Source organism: Embleya sp. NPDC020886, assembly GCF_044333915.1.
Taxonomy (GTDB): domain Bacteria; phylum Actinomycetota; class Actinomycetes; order Streptomycetales; family Streptomycetaceae; genus Embleya.
This window is the reverse complement of sequence record NZ_JBIRRX010000015.1, coordinates 159,440-177,073: the sequence shown is the minus strand read 5'-3', so window position 1 is coordinate 177,073 and position 17,634 is coordinate 159,440. Positions and strand designations below refer to the sequence as shown.

The 17,634-nt window shown below is 70.6% G+C and carries 14 protein-coding genes; 4 read left to right on the top strand and 10 right to left on the bottom strand.

From position 1 onward, the window contains the following. Positions 1-29: 29 nt before the first annotated feature. Together xseA and ACH4U8_RS37330 are read right to left on the bottom strand one after the other, a co-directional pair. On the bottom strand, positions 30-1,241 hold the full coding sequence (xseA, locus tag ACH4U8_RS37335; RefSeq protein WP_395782655.1) for an exodeoxyribonuclease VII large subunit: 1,212 nt from the start codon (positions 1,239-1,241) through the stop codon (positions 30-32). A gap of 38 nt (positions 1,242-1,279) precedes the next feature. Next, complete coding sequence (locus tag ACH4U8_RS37330; protein ID WP_395782654.1) at positions 1,280-4,354, bottom strand: tetratricopeptide repeat protein; 3,075 nt, start codon at positions 4,352-4,354, stop codon at positions 1,280-1,282. 217 nt (positions 4,355-4,571) lie between these two features. Here ACH4U8_RS37330 and ACH4U8_RS37325 point away from each other — a divergent pair, with 217 nt between their 5' ends. Continuing rightward, positions 4,572-4,718 carry a hypothetical protein gene (locus ACH4U8_RS37325; RefSeq protein WP_395782653.1) on the top strand — a complete coding sequence of 49 codons (147 nt, stop codon included), beginning with the start codon at positions 4,572-4,574 and terminating at the stop codon, positions 4,716-4,718. Between the two features lie 71 nt (positions 4,719-4,789). On the opposite strand, the gene ACH4U8_RS37320 is transcribed toward ACH4U8_RS37325, so the two are convergent. Continuing rightward, positions 4,790-7,243 carry a SpoIIE family protein phosphatase gene (locus tag ACH4U8_RS37320; protein ID WP_360314561.1) on the bottom strand — a complete coding sequence of 818 codons (2,454 nt, stop codon included), beginning with the start codon at positions 7,241-7,243 and terminating at the stop codon, positions 4,790-4,792. A 24-nt stretch (positions 7,244-7,267) separates the two neighbouring features. Continuing rightward, entirely contained in the window at positions 7,268-7,768 is a 501-nt protein-coding gene (locus ACH4U8_RS37315; RefSeq protein WP_360314563.1) for a (deoxy)nucleoside triphosphate pyrophosphohydrolase, read from the bottom strand. A gap of 215 nt (positions 7,769-7,983) precedes the next feature. Here ACH4U8_RS37315 and ACH4U8_RS37310 point away from each other — a divergent pair, with 215 nt between their 5' ends. Beyond that, complete coding sequence (locus tag ACH4U8_RS37310; RefSeq protein WP_360314565.1) at positions 7,984-8,991, top strand: PHB depolymerase family esterase; 1,008 nt, start codon at positions 7,984-7,986, stop codon at positions 8,989-8,991. Between the two features lie 45 nt (positions 8,992-9,036). On the opposite strand, the gene ACH4U8_RS37305 is transcribed toward ACH4U8_RS37310, so the two are convergent. Continuing rightward, entirely contained in the window at positions 9,037-10,128 is a 1,092-nt protein-coding gene (locus ACH4U8_RS37305; protein ID WP_380020512.1) for an acyltransferase, read from the bottom strand. A gap of 128 nt (positions 10,129-10,256) precedes the next feature. Here ACH4U8_RS37305 and ACH4U8_RS37300 point away from each other — a divergent pair, with 128 nt between their 5' ends. Next, the gene (locus ACH4U8_RS37300) at positions 10,257-11,210 is read left to right on the top strand and encodes a 4-hydroxy-3-methylbut-2-enyl diphosphate reductase (RefSeq protein WP_360314569.1); all 954 of its coding nucleotides are present in this window, start codon (positions 10,257-10,259) and stop codon (positions 11,208-11,210) included. Between the two features lie 91 nt (positions 11,211-11,301). Here the strand turns inward: ACH4U8_RS37300 and ACH4U8_RS37295 are convergent, their stop codons facing one another. Both ACH4U8_RS37295 and ACH4U8_RS37290 read right to left on the bottom strand, forming a co-directional pair. Then, positions 11,302-11,850: a DUF6542 domain-containing protein gene (locus ACH4U8_RS37295; protein WP_395782652.1), complete on the bottom strand. Its 549-nt coding sequence runs from the start codon at positions 11,848-11,850 to the stop codon at positions 11,302-11,304. 311 nt (positions 11,851-12,161) lie between these two features. Then, positions 12,162-12,704, bottom strand: coding sequence for a hypothetical protein (locus ACH4U8_RS37290; protein ID WP_395782651.1), 543 nt, complete (start codon positions 12,702-12,704; stop codon positions 12,162-12,164). Positions 12,705-12,839: 135 nt separating this feature from the next. Here ACH4U8_RS37290 and ychF point away from each other — a divergent pair, with 135 nt between their 5' ends. Beyond that, a complete protein-coding gene (ychF, locus tag ACH4U8_RS37285) occupies positions 12,840-13,913 on the top strand; it encodes a redox-regulated ATPase YchF (RefSeq protein ID WP_360314575.1) in 1,074 nt (357 codons plus the stop codon). Between the two features lie 132 nt (positions 13,914-14,045). Here the strand turns inward: ychF and ACH4U8_RS37280 are convergent, their stop codons facing one another. The 3 genes from ACH4U8_RS37280 to ACH4U8_RS37270 all read right to left on the bottom strand — a co-directional run bounded on the left by ACH4U8_RS37280 (position 14,046) and on the right by ACH4U8_RS37270 (position 17,631). After that, positions 14,046-14,804, bottom strand: coding sequence for a succinate dehydrogenase/fumarate reductase iron-sulfur subunit (locus tag ACH4U8_RS37280; protein WP_360314577.1), 759 nt, complete (start codon positions 14,802-14,804; stop codon positions 14,046-14,048). Beyond that, complete coding sequence (locus tag ACH4U8_RS37275; protein WP_395782650.1) at positions 14,804-16,732, bottom strand: fumarate reductase/succinate dehydrogenase flavoprotein subunit; 1,929 nt, start codon at positions 16,730-16,732, stop codon at positions 14,804-14,806. Before ACH4U8_RS37275 ends, ACH4U8_RS37280 begins: the two co-directional genes overlap by 1 nt. Before the next feature lie 77 nt (positions 16,733-16,809). After that, positions 16,810-17,631, bottom strand: a complete 822-nt coding sequence (locus tag ACH4U8_RS37270) for a hypothetical protein (protein WP_360314581.1) — start codon at positions 17,629-17,631, stop codon at positions 16,810-16,812. Positions 17,632-17,634 lie beyond the last annotated feature (3 nt).

Genomic DNA, 17,634 nt, shown 5'->3' with positions numbered 1-17,634 from the left:
CCTACTTGTCATACGAACGGGTCAATTGATCAGTCCTTCGGGACGACCACGTCGAAGCGTCCGGCCGCGACGCGGGCGGTCAGCCGATCGCCGGCCGCCACCTCGGCGGGATCGCGGACCGCGTGCCCGTCCGCCCGCTGCAACACCGCGTAGCCGCGCTCCAGGGTGGCCGCGGGGGAGAGCGCGACGACCCGCGCGCGGGTGTGCGCGAGGTCGCTCGCGGCGTGGTCCAGGAGGTGCCGCAGGGTGCGCCGGGAACGCTCCACGAGCGCGGCCACCTCCTCCGCGCGCAGGTCCACCATGCGCTGCGGATCGGCCAGCACCGGCCGCGAACGGGCGGCCCGCAGACCCTGGTACTCCCGCTCCAACCGGGCGCGCAGCGCCAACCTCCCGCGATCGCGCACCTGATGCACCCGGTGCAACTCCTCGCGGATGTCCGGCACGATCCGCTTCGCGGCGTCGGTGGGCGTGGAGGCCCGGTAGTCGGCCACCAGGTCCAGCAGCGGCGAATCCGGCTCGTGCCCGATCGCGCTCACCACCGGCGTCGCGCACGCGAAGACGACCCGCACCAACTCCTCGCTGGAGAACGGCAACAGGTCCTCCACGCTGCCGCCGCCCCGGGCCACCACGATCAGGTCGACGTCCGGGTCGGCGTCCAACTCGCGGATCGCCGCGACCACCTGGGACACCGCGCTCACCCCCTGCACGGCGACGTTGCGCACCGCGAACCGCACGGCCGGCCAACGCCGCTTGGCGTTCTCCAACACGTCCCGCTCGGCGGCCGAGGCCCGCCCACAGACCAGCCCGACCCGATGCGGCAGAAACGGCAGCGGCTGCTTGTGCCGCGGATCGAACAGCCCCTCGGCGGTGAGCGCCCGCTTGAGCTGCTCCAACCGCGCCAACAACTTGCCGATCCCCACCGGCCGGATCTCCGCGGCCCGCAACGACAACGTCCCGCGCGCCCGATACCAATCCGCCTTCGCGTGCACGACCACCCGCGAACCCTCGGTCACGATGTCCCCGACGGCGTCGAACACCTTGCGGTAGCAGGTCACCGAGATCGACACGTCGTGCTCGGCATCGCGCAGCGTCATGAACACCACCCCGGCCCCCGGCCGCCGACTGAGCTGGGTGATCTGCCCCTCCACCCAAACGTCCCCGAGCCGATCGATCCACCCCCCGATCAACCGAGAAATCTCGGCCACCGGCAGAGGCGCGTCCGCAGAAGTAGTCAGAGCCATCCCCAGAGGCTAACCGGCGCGCCTGCCACCGGAGCGATTCACCCGACGGCCGACGGCCCGGGATCGGCCACCGCTTCCCCCTCGCGCACGGTCGCGAGCGCGCTCCGAACGCAATGGACCCAATGGTGCTCGTCCCCGAGCCTCGGGGTCAGGGCGAGCAGGGTGCGCTCGAACGCCACGGCGGCATCCGGAGCCGAGAGCAACCCGGCGTCGAGGCGGCACTGGTCGCGCCGGAAACCGGTCATCAGCGTGTCGGCGTGATCCGCACCGAGTTCGGCGGTCTCGGCCTCCAGGACCCGCTCGTACAGTTCCAGCGCCGCACCCTTGTCCCCGTGCGTGTGCAACATCCAGGCCAGACAGAAGGTCGCGGTCCGGGTGATCTCGTCCCGGCCGCCCAGGATCTCGACATAGTGATCGACCGCGACGCGAAGCTCGTCTTGCGCCTCGCCGTGTCGCCCGAGATCGTCGAGCACGTGGGCGAGGGTGTGGCGTTCGGACAACACCCGGGAATCCCCGGGATCCACCGTGCGAAGCCGTTCCCGCAACACCGCGCGCATCTCCCGCACCGCGTCGGGCGCTCGATCGCAACGGCGCAGGAGATCTCCCCGCTCGTGGCGCAGCGCCAGGGCGGACGCGGTCGTCGGCGTGTGCTCCTCATCGCTCCCGTCGAACCAGGCGGGGGCCCCGTCGATCATCGCGAGAGCGTCCGGGTAGCGCTCCTGTCGGGTGAGGTTGTTCGCCAGACAACGGGACAGGTCCCGGTACAGCGTCGTCTCCCGGCCTCCGGACGACGCCAAATCCGCCAGGACCGACCGGTATTCGGCCTCGGCCTCCGACCATCGTTCGGCGGCGTCCAGGGCGTGCGCCCTCCGATGTCGATTGTTCAGCGGCAGGAATCGGTGATTCTCCGGCGACAGGCTTTCCTCGCGCTCGATCGGCGCCCGATGCTCCGCCCTGTCTCGGCCCTCTGCGTCGTTCGTGCTCGTGATCGGAGCGGCGAGCGCATCGTGGGTGATCAACGTGAACGGATCGTTGGGCCCCAATACCCGGCGCCGGTCCGCCAGGACTTCCCGAAGCGCGGCCTCCACCTCGGCCTCGGACGTCCGACCACAGGCCCGGCGGGAGAGGACGACGTTGTGGCGGGTGATCAGTGTTTCCGGGTGATCCGAACCCTGGCAGGCGATTTGATGGGCCAATACATCCTCGTACTCGGCCAGTTCCTCCTCGCCGCCCAGCAGGCTGAGCGCCGCACGGTGGCGGATGGACAACCGCACCGGGTGGGTGGGGGAGAGGATCACGCCGCGCCGGAGCAGGAGCCGGGCCAAGTCGTCGTCACCGTCGAGGGAGGCGAAGTTGTAGAAGGTGTAGGTGCGCAATCCCGCCTTCAGCAACGCCGGTAGCGTCTCGCCGTCCTCGCCCTCGCTCTCGTCGACGTGGGGAGCCGCGGTGAGAGCCGCGACGATGTGCGGAGCCAGCAGCCTCCACCACGTCCAGTTGTCCGGTTGTTCGGGGGCGGGCACGGCACCCTGTTCCAGGATCCGCGCGACGGCGCGCCAGATCGCCGAGCGTTCTTTGCTCGGGCGATCGCCCAGCCGCAACGCATTGGCCTCCAGGACCAGGCGGTGGACGACCAGGCAGGGAATCGGCTCGTGCGCACCCGTCGCGCCGTGCGGTTCGATGTCGACGACATCGATCAGCCCGAGATCGACCAACGCCTCCAGAGCCCGGTCCGCGCGATCCCACTCGGGGTCGACCCCGGTCGGTTGCCCCACCACCTCCTGCAGCACGTCGGGATCCAAAAGCTCGACCGGGAACGGTACGGACGCACCACAGGACAGGATTCGCATCAGATGTCGGGCCTCGGGTAGCTGCTGCTCCTCCAGCAGATCCAGCGACATTTCCCAGGTGCGTCCCACCAGGCGTCGATGCAGGTGCTCCGTGTCGACATCCTCCGGCTGCCAGTGGCCACCCTGGTCGAGGAACCCTGCCCCGGCCTCTCCCAGCGCCTCGGTGTACGCGGCGAAGCTTCGCAATCTGCCGTCCGGACGGTGGCCGCGGTGTCGCAGCAGCCCGGCACCGCGGGCCGAGCGAGCCAGGTAGGAGCCGGCCAACTTCAAGGCCAGTGGCAGTCCGTCGAGTCGCTCGGCGAGCACCAGCGCGTCCGCCGGAGTCCCCGCTGCCCCGGCGAGGTCCAACAACACGTCCCGCCCGTCGGCGGAGGCCAACACCTCGACCCGATGGGTGTCCGCCTCCTGGCCCCAGACACCGGGGCTGCCGACCCTGGAGGTCACCACCGTCATGCCGGCCCGACCGGACCGCAGCCATCCGGTGCCGTCGCCGGGGACACCGTTCGCGGCGGCCAGCCACGCCGGCTGATCGGCGTTGTCGATCACCAACAGCCAGGGCTGCTCCGCCGTGTCCAGTGCGTGCCATACCAGGTCTGTGGCGCTGGTCCGTCCCGACCACGCCGCCTCGACGGCCTCCGGTGCGGCGCCCAGTTCCCGGGCGATCTCCCGCATACCGGTGACCAGTCGATCGGAGGTGGAGGCGGACAACCAGAACACGCGATACCCGCGGTCCCGTGCGTGTCGGGCCAGGTCCAGCGCCAGCGTGGTCTTGCCGCAGCCGCCCATGCCGTACAGGATCTGGGGCCGGTTCTCGCCCTGCGCCAACCGGGTCCGCAGCAGCTCGACCACACCCTCGCGTCCGCGTACTCGAGGCGGAAGCTCCCCGTAGGGCGGGCGGATGGAGAAGGTGCCGGGACCCGGTGGCGCGGATGGCGGCTCCTCCCGGGCTTCGCCGCCACCCCGCCCGTCGCCTCTGGCCGCGCGCTTTCGTTCCTCCACCGCGTCTCTGGCCGCCTCATGGGCGGTGGCCCAGGTTCCATCCGGCGCGACACCACACCCGCGCAACAGGGTGGCGATCGTCGGCCAGGTCGGGACACGTCTGGCGGTCAACGCATCCGAGATGGTGGAGCGCCCGATTCCGGTGGCGGCGGCCAACTCCCGCACGCCCACAAAGCCCGCGTGCCGGGCGGTGTTCCGGAGTCGCGCGGCCAGATCCCGCGCCGTGTCCGGTGCGTTGGTGTCCACTTCGCCGAAGCCCGGCGCCATGTAGTACTCCCCCCCAGCGGCCGCCTCCGAGCCTAGAGCGTGTCCGGAGCGGTGTCCGGTCGGACGTCCCGGCATCGCCGGGACGTCCGCAGTTCACGCAGGTCTGCCCGGTGCCGTCCGACCGCTGTCCGACGGCGCTTCGGGACGGCCCGCCGCCCGCCTACACAGGGGGCAGCGGCAGATGGCGCCGCAGCTACCCAGGGGAGTGGACGGACTCATGGAAATGCTCGTGATGATGGCGGACTTCGTGAAGGCGCACGGTGGAGAGATGTCGGTGGGGCTGGGAGCGCTCCGACTCGCTCTCGACACGGCGCGCGGTATCCGGCTGGTGCATCGGCGGCGCCGCCGGGACACCGCCCGGTAGACCGCGAGACGTCCCGGCTGCTTCGCGGAGCGGCCGGGACCCCTCGGTTGTTGCGGTCCGGTCGGCAACGCCTACTCCGGCAAAGGGAGTTCGAACCAGACCGTCTTGCCGTGGCCGGCCTTTCGGCTGCCCCAGCGTTCGGCGAGTTGGTTGACCAGTTGCAGGCCGCGACCGCCCTCGTCGGTGTCGTCGGCCTCGCGCATGCGCGGGAGGGTGGTGCCCGCGTCGGCGACCTCGCACAGCAGCGCCCGGCCGCGCAGCAGGCGGAGCCGGATCGGGCCGGCGCCGTACCGGAGCGCGTTCGTGACCAGTTCGCTGACCAGCAGCTCGGTGATGTCGATCAGGGCGTCCAGGCCCCACTCGGTGAGGGTCTTGCGGCTCAGTTCGCGGGCACGGGAGACCACGGCGGGTTCGGCCGGCAGCCACCACGAGGCCACCGAATCCTCGGCGAGCGCGTCCAGGCGGGCCACCAACAGGGCCACGTCGTCGAAGCCGGGCTCCTCGTGGACGTCGGCGAGGATCTGGTCGGCGATCCGCTCCAGGGTGTCCGGCGGCCCCGCCACGGCCTCGCACAACAGGTCGATGCCCACGTCCAGGGAGCGGTCCCGGGTCTCCACCAGACCGTCGGTGTACAGCACCAGCGTGCTGCCCGACTCGACCGTGAAATCACCCTGTTCGAAGCCGAGACCGCCCACGCCCAGCACCGTGCCGGGCGGGTTGTCGATCACCCGAGGCCGCCCGCCCGCCGGTACCAGCACCGGCGGCATGTGGCCCGCGCTGGCGAACTCGCAGGTCCGTGCCACCGGGTCGTAGACCACGTAGACACACGTCGCGTAGTGCAACTCCCCGAGCCCCACCACGATGTCGTCCAGGTGCCCGAGCACCTCGGCCGGCGGCAGTTCCAGGCCCGCGAGCGTGCGCACCGCGGTGCGCAGTTGGCCCATCACCGCCGCCGCGTGCACGCCGTGCCCCATCACGTCGCCGACCACGAGCCCGATCCGCCCGCCGGACAGCGGGATCACGTCGTACCAGTCGCCGCCCACCTCGGTCACCGAACTGCCCGGCAGGTATCGGTGGGCGACCGAGATGCCCGGCAACTCCGGCAGGTTCTGCGGCAGCAGGCTGCGCTGGAGCATCACCGCGGTCTCCCGCTGGTGGTGGTACAGCCGCGCGTTGTCCACCGACACCGCCGCCCGCGCGCCCAGTTCGGTGGCCAGCGTCAGGTCGTCCGGATCGAACGAGGGCCGGCCCTCGCCGCGCCCGAGCAGCATCGTGCCGAGCACCACCCCGCGGGCGCTGAGCGGGACCACGATCATCGTGTGCAGACCCAGCGCCCGGGCGGCCTCGGCCCGGCCGGGGTCGTGGATCAGCTCGTCGTACATGTCGTCCTGCACATTGCGCATCAGGTACGACCCGCCCGTGCGCAGGCAGCGGCCGAAGGTCGAGTCGGCCGCGTAGACCAGCGTGCTGCCCTGGTGGAGCAGCTCGTCGGTGTAGCGCCCCGGGCGGGCGCCGCGCGAGGCGACCCGTTGCAGGCGGGCCTTCTCGGCGTGCGCGCCGGGCGGGATCTCCTCGCCCCGCACGATCGCCTCCAGCAGGTCCACGGCGGCCAGGTCGGCGAAGCCGGGCACCACCGACGCGGTCAGCTCCTCGGCGATCCGAGGCACGTCCAAGGTGGCGCCGAGCCGGGTGCCGGCCTCGTTCAGCAGCGCGAGCCGCTTGCGCGCGGCGTCCACCTTGACCATCGCGTAGTGCCGCTCGGTCACGTCGATCAGCGAACAACTGATGCCCAGGATCCGGCCGCCCGGCGCCTCCAGCCGGTTGTACGACATCGACCACACGGTGCGCGGGGTGCCGTCGGTGGGGATCGGGCCGAAGATCCGCGAGTCGACCACCGGTTCGCCGGTCTCCAGGACCCGGAGCTGGATCGTGCGCACCCGCTCGGTGTCCATCCCGGGGCGGACCTCTTCGAGCCGGCGCCCGATGTGCTCCGCGACGGGCAGCCGGTTGATCGCGGCGAGCGCGTCGTTGACCGCGACGTAGCGCAGGTCGGCGTCGAAGATGCCCACGCCGATCGGCGACTGGTCGAAGAGCGCCTCGCGGATCGCCAGGTCGGCCTCGACCTTGCGCACCACCGTCGAGTCCATCGAGGTGATCAGGACGAAGCGGTTCCCGGCCAGGTCCTCGGCGAACGCCGAGCGCGATTCGACCGTGCACAGCGTGCCGTCGCCGCGGCGCATCGTGTACGAGCCGGCGAAGACGTCCGCGCCCGCGACCGCGTGTTCGGTGGCCGCCTGCTGCGCGGCGGTGAACGGCGGATGCATCAGGTCGACCGCGTTGGCGCCGAGGATGTCCTCGCGCCGATAGCCGAACAACTGCTCGGCGGCGGCGCTCCACATCACGATCCGGCCCTCGGCGTCCAGCACCCACGTGGCCGACGGGACGAGGTCGAACAGGGAACCGGGCACCGAGGAGCGCCGGGTCGGGTCCCCCGGATTCCGATCGGCTTCTGGGCGCTGCTCCATGGACGGCGGATTCCTTTGTCGCTGCTACTCCGGACCGTTTTCCCGGTTGATCACGTTCTCAAGCCCGGCCCCCGGGTACGGCCGAGCCGCCCCCGGACGCATCGCCGGCTGCCGTGCGTCCCGTGCGTCGTGCCCGTGCAACTCGATCGCGACCAGTTCGGCCGCCGGGCGATCCGGTGCCAGCCAGGCCAGGCCGGACACCTCGTCCGGACCCAGCCAGCGCAGCGCCGAGTGGTCCTGGAGCGCCCGAGGCTCGCCGGCGACCAGGTCGGCGAGCCACACATGCAGTACATACCCCCGGGCCAGCGGCCAGGCCCCGGGCAGTCGGCGAACCGGTCGCACGGTCGCGCCGAGCTCCTCGTGGCACTCGCGCACCAGCGCGGCGGACTCGCTCTCGCCCGGTTCGACCTTGCCGCCGGGGAACTCCCAACCCCCCGCCAACTCGGCCGGCGCGCTGCGGCACGCGGCCAGTACGCGTCCTCGGTGGAGGATCGCGGCGCCGACGACGATGCGGGTCCCGGTCATGGCGGACAACTCTACGTGCCGAGAGGTCGCCGCATGAGGCAACCTTTCACGGTTCGCGAGCGTCGGAGTTCGGAGACATGTTTCGCGCGGCGACGTATTTCCGCTGCGGCGCATTCACGGCTGCGAGATATTTACCGAAATGAACCGGATCCGGACCCGGATCGCCGAACGAGGGTGGGGTGGCTGTGGCGGGAATCCGGAGTGTGGATGTGCGAGTGGGCCGGATATTCACGGTGTTCGCCGCCGTCGCCGCGGTGCTCGCGGTGTTCGCGTTGGCCCGGCTGACCGCCCGCCAGACCGATCCGGGCGCGACCGCCGGGGCCGCCGCCGCGGACACCGGGTGCACCGGGCGGGACCGGCAGGGCTGGGTGACCGTCCCGGTGTCCTTCTCCGGCGAGACCTACCGGGTCCAGGCGTACGTCCCGCAGAGCTACGACGGCACCGCCCCGCGACCGCTGGTGCTCAACCTGCACGGCAGCAACAGCACCGGCCGGGCGCAGATGGCGATCACCGGGATGGGGGCGACCGCCGAGCGTTACGGCTTCGTCGTCGCGGTCCCGGAGGGCGGCCTGGGCTATCCCGGTTCGGCCGAGGGGCGGGCCTGGAACATCCCCGGCGTGCCGCTGTACGGCGGACATCCGGCCGCGGTCGGCGGCCGGGACGAGGTCGGGTTCGTCGGCGCCACCCTGGACGCGCTGGACCGCTCGTTGTGCCTGGACGATCGGCGCGTGTACGCGACCGGGTTCTCCGGCGGCGCCCGGATGACCTCGCTGCTCGGCTGCACGCTCAGTCGGCGGATAGCGGCCATCGCCCCGGTCGCGGGTCTGCGTGCGGACGGCACCGACGGCGCCCGGCCGGCGCCGTGTCGGCCGATCCGACCCGTCCCGGTGCTGACCTTCCACGGCCTGGCCGACCAGGCCAACCCGTACGAGGGCGGCATCGCGTCGCGCTGGACCTATCCGGTGACCGAGGCGGCGCGACGCTGGGCCACGATCGACGACTGTCCGAGCACGCCGGTGCGCACTCGGGTGTCCCGCCACGTCGAGCGCACCGCGTACACCGGCTGCGCGGGCGGCGCGGCGGTGATCCTGTACACGCAGTCCGACGCGGGGCACACCTGGCCGGGCGCGGCGGGCACCGAGGTGCGCGGGTTCGGCCGGATCAACCAGGAGATCTCGGCCGGTGAACTGATGTGGGCGTTCTTCGCCGAATACTCGCTCTGAGCGTGCCGGGCGGATCCGGCGAGGTGCGGGCAGGGGGACCCGCCGTCAGGACGTCGGCCGCAACCGGTCGAAGCCGCGCATGATCGCGCGATGCGCCGGGCGCTCCACCAACACCGTGAGCAGCCAGCCGAGCAGCACCGCGAGCACCGCCAACGCCAGCAGTTGCCCCGACGCGCCGACACCGTGGTCCTGCAGCCGACGCATCACCACGTAGCCGATCGACTGGTGCACCAGATACATCGCGTAGGTGATGCCGGCCGTCCACTGCGCGACCCGGCCCACCCACGCGGGCAGGAACCGGTCCCAGTCCGGGCCCAGCGCCGCGAGGCAGATCGCGCCGATGCCCAGCGCCAGCCCCACCGTCCAGGACGCGTGCCGGGTCTGGCACAGGTGCAGGAACGAGCACGAGCCGAGCAGGAACACCGCGTGCGGGCCGCGGATCCGGCCCCGCGACCACAGATGCACGCCGATGCCGGCCGCGAACAGGTGCACCCGATAGAGCCCGAACCCGTCGTAGAGCGTGCGGAACGCCTCCGATTGCAGGTGCAGCCGGATCGGCAGCAGGAGCAGTTCGAGGCACAACACCAGCCACAGCGTGCGTACCGTCCCGTCACCGTGCACCCGCCTGCTGCGCCACAGCGCGAAGATCGCGGTGAACCACAACAGTTGCAGCGGAATCGTCCAATAGGCCGCGTCCACATAGGTGTACGACTGCGGTTTCCAGTTCCACAACATGGCCAGATTGGCGAGCACGTCGGGCAGGCTCGGCGCGTACCAGCCCGGCGGCGCGCACAGCCGCAGGAACAGCGAGGTGCCCAGGACGCCGACCAGGAAGGCGGGCAACATCCGCGCCATCCGGCCCACCCACCAGCGCACCACGTCGCCCTTGCGCAGCGAGACCGCCGCGAAGTAGCCGGAGACGACCAGGAGCAGGCTCGCGCCCAACTGGTACGGGAAGACCAACGGCCGGGCGGCCAGTTCGGGATGCCACTGCCGGGCCAGGTAGGTGCCGTGGAACAACAACACCAGCGCCACGAAGGCCACCCGCAGCAGATCCCAGCTCACCCGGCGCCGCTTGGCGGGCCCCGATCGGCGGGAGGTGTCGCTTCCGGGCCGTTCCGCTGAGCTGAAGGGCATCCGACGTCTTCCCGTGGACGGCGTGGGCGGGCCGGGTCGAAGATCGGCTCCGACAAAGGACCCTATTACGCGCGCTTCGCCGCGCGGACCCAGGTGGATCACCGGCGGACCGCCCGTACGATGGATCCATGTCGTCAACCAGCCGCGTCCTGCTCGCCGCCCCCCGGGGCTACTGCGCGGGCGTCGACCGAGCCGTCGAGACCGTCGAGAAGGCCCTCGATCTGTACGGTGCGCCGGTATACGTGCGCAAGCAGATCGTGCACAACAAATACGTCGTCGAGACGCTGGAGAAGCGCGGCGCGATCTTCGTGGACGAGACGGCGGAGGTGCCCGAGGGCGCCACGGTCGTCTTCTCCGCCCACGGTGTGGCTCCCGTGGTGCACGAGGAGGCGGCGGCCCGTTCGCTGCGCACGATCGACGCCACGTGCCCGCTCGTGACGAAGGTGCACAAGGAGGCCGTGCGCTTCGCCGAGGAGGGCTACGACATCCTGCTGATCGGCCACGAGGGACACGAGGAGGTGATCGGCACCGCCGGTGAGGCGCCCGACCACATCCACCTGGTGGACGGCCCCGAGGGCGTCGCGAACGTCGAGGTGCGCGACCCCTCCAGGGTGGCCTGGCTCTCCCAGACCACGCTGTCCGTGGACGAGACCGTCGCCACGGTCAAGGAGCTGCGCAAGAAGCTCCCGCTGCTGATCGACCCGCCGAGCGACGACATCTGCTACGCGACGCAGAACCGCCAGGTCGCGGTGAAGCAGATCGCCGCCGAGTCGGACCTGGTGATCGTGGTCGGCTCGACCAACTCCTCCAACTCGGTGCGCCTGGTCGAGGTCGCGCTGGAGGCGGGCGCCCGGGCGTCGTACCTGGTCGACTACGCGGAGGAGCTGAAGGACGAGTGGCTGGAGGGGGTCGGCACGGTCGGCGTCACCTCCGGCGCGTCGGTGCCCGAGGTGCTCGTGGACGGCGTGCTCGCGTGGCTGGCCGAGCGCGGCTTCGACGACGTGCACATCCACCGGTCGGTCGAGGAACGTTTGCAGTTCGCGCTGCCGCAGGAGCTGCGCCGGGACCTGCGCAACGGCTGAGCGGCGGGCGCGGGGTGGCGTGCGGGGCCTGTCCGAGGGATCGGACAGGCCCTTCGCCGTGCTCGGGCCCGCCGGGTGGTCGGTCGCCGTCCTAGGGTTGGTCGGCCGCCCGGCGCTTGACCAGGGCGACGGCGCCGGCGAGGGCCGTACCGCCCCACAGCAGGCCCGCCTTGAAGGACAGCGCGGTGATCAGGTCCAGGCCCACCCGGGTCAGGTAACTCTCCTGGGAGTCGGCGCCCAGCAGCGTGCTCACGATCAGCACGGTCGCGGCGAACGCGATCGGCGGTGTGATGACCGCGGCGAGCCAGTCCCGGGCGCGCACCTTCCAGGCCACGAACACCGAGCTGATCAGGAACGCGAACCCGAACACGAAGCCCAGCCCGTCGGTCGCCAGGTGGTCCACGAGGCCGCCGAGCAGCGTGCCGCCGAAGCCGAACACGGCCGCGCCGGCGACGGTGAGGCCGCCACCGGACGGGCGGGAGCCGCCCGGGACGCCGTTCGCGCGCCGCGGCGGGACCGGGCGACGCGGTCGGGCCTGCGCCCGGGCGGGCCGATGCTCGCTCCGGTCCCGGGCCTGCTCGCCGCCGGCCCCCGGCGTTTCGGGCGGCGGCGGGGTGGACGGGTCGGGTCGACGGCGCACGGCCTCACCTCGTCCCGGTGCCGGCACGGGAGGCCGTTTCGGTGGGTTCCGGGTCGGTACGGGACGCGCTCCCGCTCGGCTGCGCTGTTCCATTGACCCAAGGTATTGCCGCATCGCGGTCAAACCCGTCCAAGAACACGAAAAACCTCACCCCGTCCGTGTCGAATCGTCCGCCCGGTCGCTGCTCACCTCGTCCTCGACCGATCCGTTTCCTGCCCCGATTCCTCGGGGTTCACCAGGGAGGACGCTCGTTCGGTCGGGATTGGTGGCGGTCGCGGGCGACGAATTCGGGTGGGGTCGGGGTCCGGGGGTCACACCTGGGCGCCGCTTTCCACCAGATCCACCGTGCGGACCACCTCGTCGGTGCTCCGCACATGCACCGTGATGCCCCGCAAGGCGGCGTATCGGCGCAGGTCGACGGCCAGGTACGGCAGCATGGCCTGGTCCAGGAAGTTGATCGTGTGCTGCTTCCGGACGCCGAGGCGCATCGTGCAGCGCACCACCGCGTAGCACGGGGTGTCACCGCCGTTCACCTTGAGCTTGACCTCGACCGCGGCGATCTCCTCCCAGCGCAGGCCGCGGGTGCGGAACAGGCCGTGGAAGACCAGGCCCTGCGGACCGATGGACAGCTTGCGGTACTGGTAGAGCGCGAAGCCGAGGAACATGAAGAGGCAGAGCCCGCCGTAGAGCGCGAAGGCCGCGCCGGTGGGCAGCCCGAGGCCCGCCACGTCGAAGAAGCCGATCGCGATCGGGATGAACGCGGTGAGCAACAGGATCCGCATGGGCTTGGACTCCCACAGGACACCGTCTATCAGCGGCCTGCGGTTGTGGCTGGTGTTCGAGGTGCGGCTCATCGATGTCCCCGTCGTTGAGTGGCCGACGTACGAAACCAGGGATGCTACTGGCCACAGGCCACCACCTACACTTTCCACAGGCGCTTGTATGTCCGCAGCGCGCCACGTCCAACGCCGAGAAGCCAGGGAATCCAGTTGTCGCTCACCATCGGAATCGTCGGCCTGCCCAACGTCGGCAAGTCGACGCTCTTCAACGCCCTGACCAAGAACGACGTGCTCGCGGCGAACTACCCGTTCGCGACCATCGAGCCGAACGTGGGCGTGGTGGGCGTGCCGGACCCGCGTCTGGACAAGCTGGCCGAGATCTTCGGATCGGCCAAGAAGATCCCGGCGACGGTCGACTTCGTGGACATCGCCGGCATCGTGCGCGGCGCCTCCGAGGGTGAGGGCCTGGGCAACAAGTTCCTCGCCAACATTCGCGAGTCGGACGCGATCTGCCAGGTCATCCGGGTCTTCACCGACCCGGACGTGGTGCACGTCGACGGCAAGATCTCGCCGGTCGACGACAAGGAGATCATCGAGACCGAGTTGATCCTGGCCGACCTGCAGACGATCGAGAAGGTCCTGCCGCGTCTGCAGAAGGACTCGCGCCTGCAGAAGGACAAGGTCGCGGTGGCCGCCGCCGTGGAGAAGGCCAAGGCGGTGCTGGAGGCGGGCACCACGGTCTTCGCCGCCGGTCTGGACCCCGAGCCGCTGCGCGAGCTGCACCTGCTCACTGCGAAGCCGTTCCTGTACGTCTTCAACGTCGACGAGGACGAGCTGGTCAACGAGGAGCTCAAGGCCGAGCTGCGCGAGCTGGTCGCGCCGGCCGAGGCGATCTTCCTGGACGCCAAGATCGAGTCCGAGCTGATCGAGCTGGACGAGGCCGAGGCCCTGGAACTGTTGCAGAGCCTGGGCCAGGAGGAATCCGGCCTGTCGATCCTGGCCCGGGTCGGCTTCGACACCCTGGGCCTGCAGACCTACCTCACGGCCGGCCCCAAGGAGGCCCGCGCCTGGACGGTCGCCAAGGGCGCCACCGCCCCCGAGGCCGCCGGCGTGATCCACACCGACTTCCAGCGCGGCTTCATCAAGGCCGAGGTGATCGGCTTCGACGACCTGGTCGAAACCGGCAGCCGCACCGAGGCCCGCACCAAGGGCAAGGCCCGCATGGAGGGCAAGGACTACATCATGCAGGACGGCGACGTGGTGGAGTTCCGCTTCAACGTGTGAACCGGGCCGCCGTCACGCGCCGCGTGACGCGTGGAGCGGGCGGGTCGGCAGGGGTCGGGCTCCGGTGGGCCCGACCCCTGCCGGCGAGCGCCGCACCGGCATCCGCGCGGGCCGACGATTTTCGGCCGGCGGTCAGTCCCCGGACCCCCGTCGCCGGATCTTGTTGCCCAGCCAGACCAGCGGGTCGTATTTGCGGTCCGCCACGCGCTCCTTCATCGGGATCAGCGCGTTGTCGGTGATGTGGATGTTCTCCGGGCACACGTCCGTACAACACTTGGTGATGTTGCACAGGCCCAGGCCGTGCTCGTCCTGGGCGGCCTCCTGGCGGTCCGCGACGTCCAGGGGGTGCATGTCCAGCTCGGCGATCCGCATCAGGAAGCGCGGGCCGGAGAAGGCCGGCTTGTTGTCCTCGAAGTCTCGGATGACGTGGCAGGTGTTCTGGCACAGGAAACACTCGATGCACTTGCGGAACTCCTGCGAGCGTTCCACGTCGACCTGCTGCATCCGGTACTCGCCCGGCTTCAGGTCCGCCGGCGGCGTGAACGAGGGCACCTGCCGGGCCTTGGCGTAGTTGAACGACACGTCGGTGACCAGGTCGCGGATCACCGGGAAGGTGCGCATCGGGGTGACCGTGACCACCTCCTCCGGCGCGAACGTGCTCATCCGCGTCATACACAACAGCCGGGGTCGGCCGTTGATCTCGGCGCTGCACGAACCACACTTGCCCGCCTTGCAGTTCCAGCGCACCGCGAGATCCGGTGCCTGGGTGGCCTGGAGGCGGTGGATGATGTCGAGGACGACCTCGCCCTCGTTCACCTCGACCTTGAAGTCGCGCAGTTCGCCGCCGTCGACGTCGCCACGCCAGATGCGAAAGTCCGCCTTGTAGGACATCAGCCGTCCTCCCCGGGAAGTTCTGCGTCGGTCAGGTACTTCTTCAGCTCGTCGCGCTCGAAGAGCTCGATCAGGTCGGCGCGCATCGGCACGGCCTCGCTCCGGGTCAGCGTCACGGACAGGTGTTCCGCGTCCGGGTCGACGATCGAGCACGCGAGTACCACCCGACGCCACTCGGCCGACATCACCGGGAAGTCGTCACGGGTGTGCCCGCCGCGGCTCTCCTCGCGCTCCAGCGCCGAGCGCGCCACGCACTCGCAGACCAACAACATGTTCCGCAGATCCAGGGCCAGATGCCAGCCCGGGTTGTACTGCCGATGGCCCTCCACGCCGGCCTTGGCGGCGCGGGCCTTGAGCTCCTCCAGGCGGGTCAGCGCCTCGCCCATCTCGCCTTCCCGGCGGATGATGCCGACCAGGTCGTTCATCGTCTGCTGGAGCTCCTGGTGGACCGTGTACGGGTTCTCCGCGCTCTCCACGGCAAACGGCGCCAGCGCCTCGGCGGCGGCGGCGTCGAGCTGCTCCTGGGGGGCCTCGCGCCGCTCCTCGCCCAACTCCTCGGCGTAGCGCGCCGCGTGCTCGCCCGCGCGCCGGCCGAAGACCAGCAGGTCGGACAGCGAGTTGCCGCCGAGCCGATTGCTGCCGTGCATGCCGCCGGCGACCTCACCTGCCGCGTACAGGCCGAGCACGCCCGGCGTGGCCGCAGTGTCCGGGTCCACCGCGATCCCGCCCATCACGTAGTGGCAGGTGGGCCCGACCTCCATCGCCTCGGCGGTGATGTCCACGTCGGCCAGTTCCTTGAACTGGTGGTACATCGACGGCAGTTTGCGGCGGATCTCCTCGGTGCCGCCCGCCATCCGGCCGACCACGGTCAGGAACACCCCGCCGTGCGGCGAGCCGCGGCCCGCCTTGACCTCGGAGTTGATCGCGCGCGCCACCTCGTCCCGCGGCAGCAGCTCGGGCGGGCGCTTGTTGTTCTCCTGGTCGGTGTACCAACGATCGCCCTCGGCCTCGGACTTCGCGTACTTCTCCTTGAACACGTCCGGGATGTAGTCGAACATGAAGCGCTTGCCCTCGGAGTTGAGCAGCACCCCGCCGTCGCCGCGCACCGATTCGGTGACCAGGATGCCCTTCACCGACGGCGGCCAGACCATGCCGGTCGGGTGGAACTGGACGAACTCCATGTTGATCAGCGGCGCTCCCGCGAGCAACGCGAGGGCCTGCCCGTCGCCGGTGTACTCCCACGAGTTCGAGGTCACCTTGAAGCCCTTGCCGATCCCGCCCGTGGCGAGCACGACGGCGGGTGCGTCGAAGACGGTGAAGCGGCCCGACTCGCGCCAGTAGCCGAACGCCCCGGTGATGCGATTGCCGGTGTCCGAACCGGCGTCCGGGACGGTCAACAGGCGGGTGACGGTGCACTCCTGGAAGACCTTCAGCCGCGCCTCGGGGTCGCCGAACTCGCGCTCGTCCTGCTGTTGCAGGGCGACGATCTGCTGCTGGAGGGTGCGGATCAGTTCCAACCCGGTGCGGTCGCCGACGTGCGCCAGGCGCGGGTACTCGTGGCCGCCGAAGTTGCGCTGGCTGATCCGACCGTCCGCGGTGCGGTCGAACAGCGCGCCCCACGACTCCAACTCCCAGACCCGGTCCGGGGCTTCCTTGGCGTGCAGTTCGGCCATCCGCCAGTGGTTGAGGAACTTGCCGCCACGCATCGTGTCGCGGAAGTGCACCTTCCAACTGTCCTGCGAGTTCACGTTGCCCATCGAGGCGGCGATGCCGCCCTCGGCCATCACCGTATGGGCCTTGCCGAACAGCGACTTGCAGACGACGGCGGTGCGCATGCCACGCATGCGGGCCTCGATTGCGGCCCGCAACCCGGCGCCGCCCGCGCCGATCACGACCACGTCGTACGAATGACGTTCCACTTCGGACACGAGGGCAACTCCTGTACTGGGCTGGGCAGGTGTACTGGGTCGGGCAGGTGCGCCGGCTTCGGGGGGCGAGCCGGTACTCAGAAGAAGCGAGGGTCGTCGAAGGCGCCGCTCGCGACCAGGTACACGTACAGATCGGCCAGCGCGACGCTGAACAGCGAGGCCCAGGCCAGCTCCATGTGCCGACCGTTGAGCCGGCTGACCAGGCCCCAGAAGCGGTAGCGCACCGGGTGCTTGGAGAAGTGCTTGAGCTTGCCGCCGACGATGTGCCGGCACGAGTGGCAGGAGAGCGTGTACGCCCAGATCAGCAGCACGTTCGCGAGCAGCACCAGGGTGCCGAGCCCCATGTGCCCCCAGGCGCCGTGCTCGTCGCGGAACGCGATCAGCACGTCCCAGGACAGGATCACCGCCACCACGCCGGCGAAGTAGAAGAAGTAGCGGTGGATGTTCTGCATGATCAGCGGGAACCGGGTCTCGCCCGAGTAACTGCCGCGCGGCTCGGGGACGGCGCACGCCGACGGCGACGCCCAGAAGCCCCGGTAGTACGCCTTGCGGTAGTAGTAGCAGGTCAGCCGGAAGCCCAGCGGGAAGATCAGGATCAGCAGGGCCGGGGACAGCCCCCACCAGTCGCCGAACAGCGGCGCGTTCGCGCTCATCGGCATGCTGTCGCAACGGGACGCCAGACACGGCGAGTAGAACGGCGACACGTACGGCTCGGCGAAGTAGTCGTCGTTCGCGAACGCGCGCCAGGTCGAGTAGACGATGAACGCGGACAGGATGCCCACCGTCACCGCCGGCGAGAGCCACCAGCGGTCGGTGCGCAGATGTCGGGCCCGGATGTGGGCCCGGCCGGGTGCGTTGGTGCCGGTACCGCCGGTTGGTCCCGTCGTCCCTGTGGCCAAGAC

Coding starts and splice junctions, on each gene's coding strand:
- ACH4U8_RS37300 (WP_360314569.1), top strand. CDS start 10,257: ATGTCGTCAACCAGCCGCGTCCTGCTCGCCGCCCCCCGGGGCTACTGC.
- xseA (WP_395782655.1), bottom strand. CDS start 1,241: ATGGCTCTGACTACTTCTGCGGACGCGCCTCTGCCGGTGGCCGAGATT.
- ACH4U8_RS37305 (WP_380020512.1), bottom strand. CDS start 10,128: ATGCCCTTCAGCTCAGCGGAACGGCCCGGAAGCGACACCTCCCGCCGA.
- ACH4U8_RS37330 (WP_395782654.1), bottom strand. CDS start 4,354: ATGGCGCCGGGCTTCGGCGAAGTGGACACCAACGCACCGGACACGGCG.
- ACH4U8_RS37315 (WP_360314563.1), bottom strand. CDS start 7,768: ATGACCGGGACCCGCATCGTCGTCGGCGCCGCGATCCTCCACCGAGGA.
- ACH4U8_RS37280 (WP_360314577.1), bottom strand. CDS start 14,804: ATGTCCTACAAGGCGGACTTTCGCATCTGGCGTGGCGACGTCGACGGC.
- ACH4U8_RS37325 (WP_395782653.1), top strand. CDS start 4,572: ATGGAAATGCTCGTGATGATGGCGGACTTCGTGAAGGCGCACGGTGGA.
- ACH4U8_RS37290 (WP_395782651.1), bottom strand. CDS start 12,704: ATGAGCCGCACCTCGAACACCAGCCACAACCGCAGGCCGCTGATAGAC.
- ACH4U8_RS37320 (WP_360314561.1), bottom strand. CDS start 7,243: ATGGAGCAGCGCCCAGAAGCCGATCGGAATCCGGGGGACCCGACCCGG.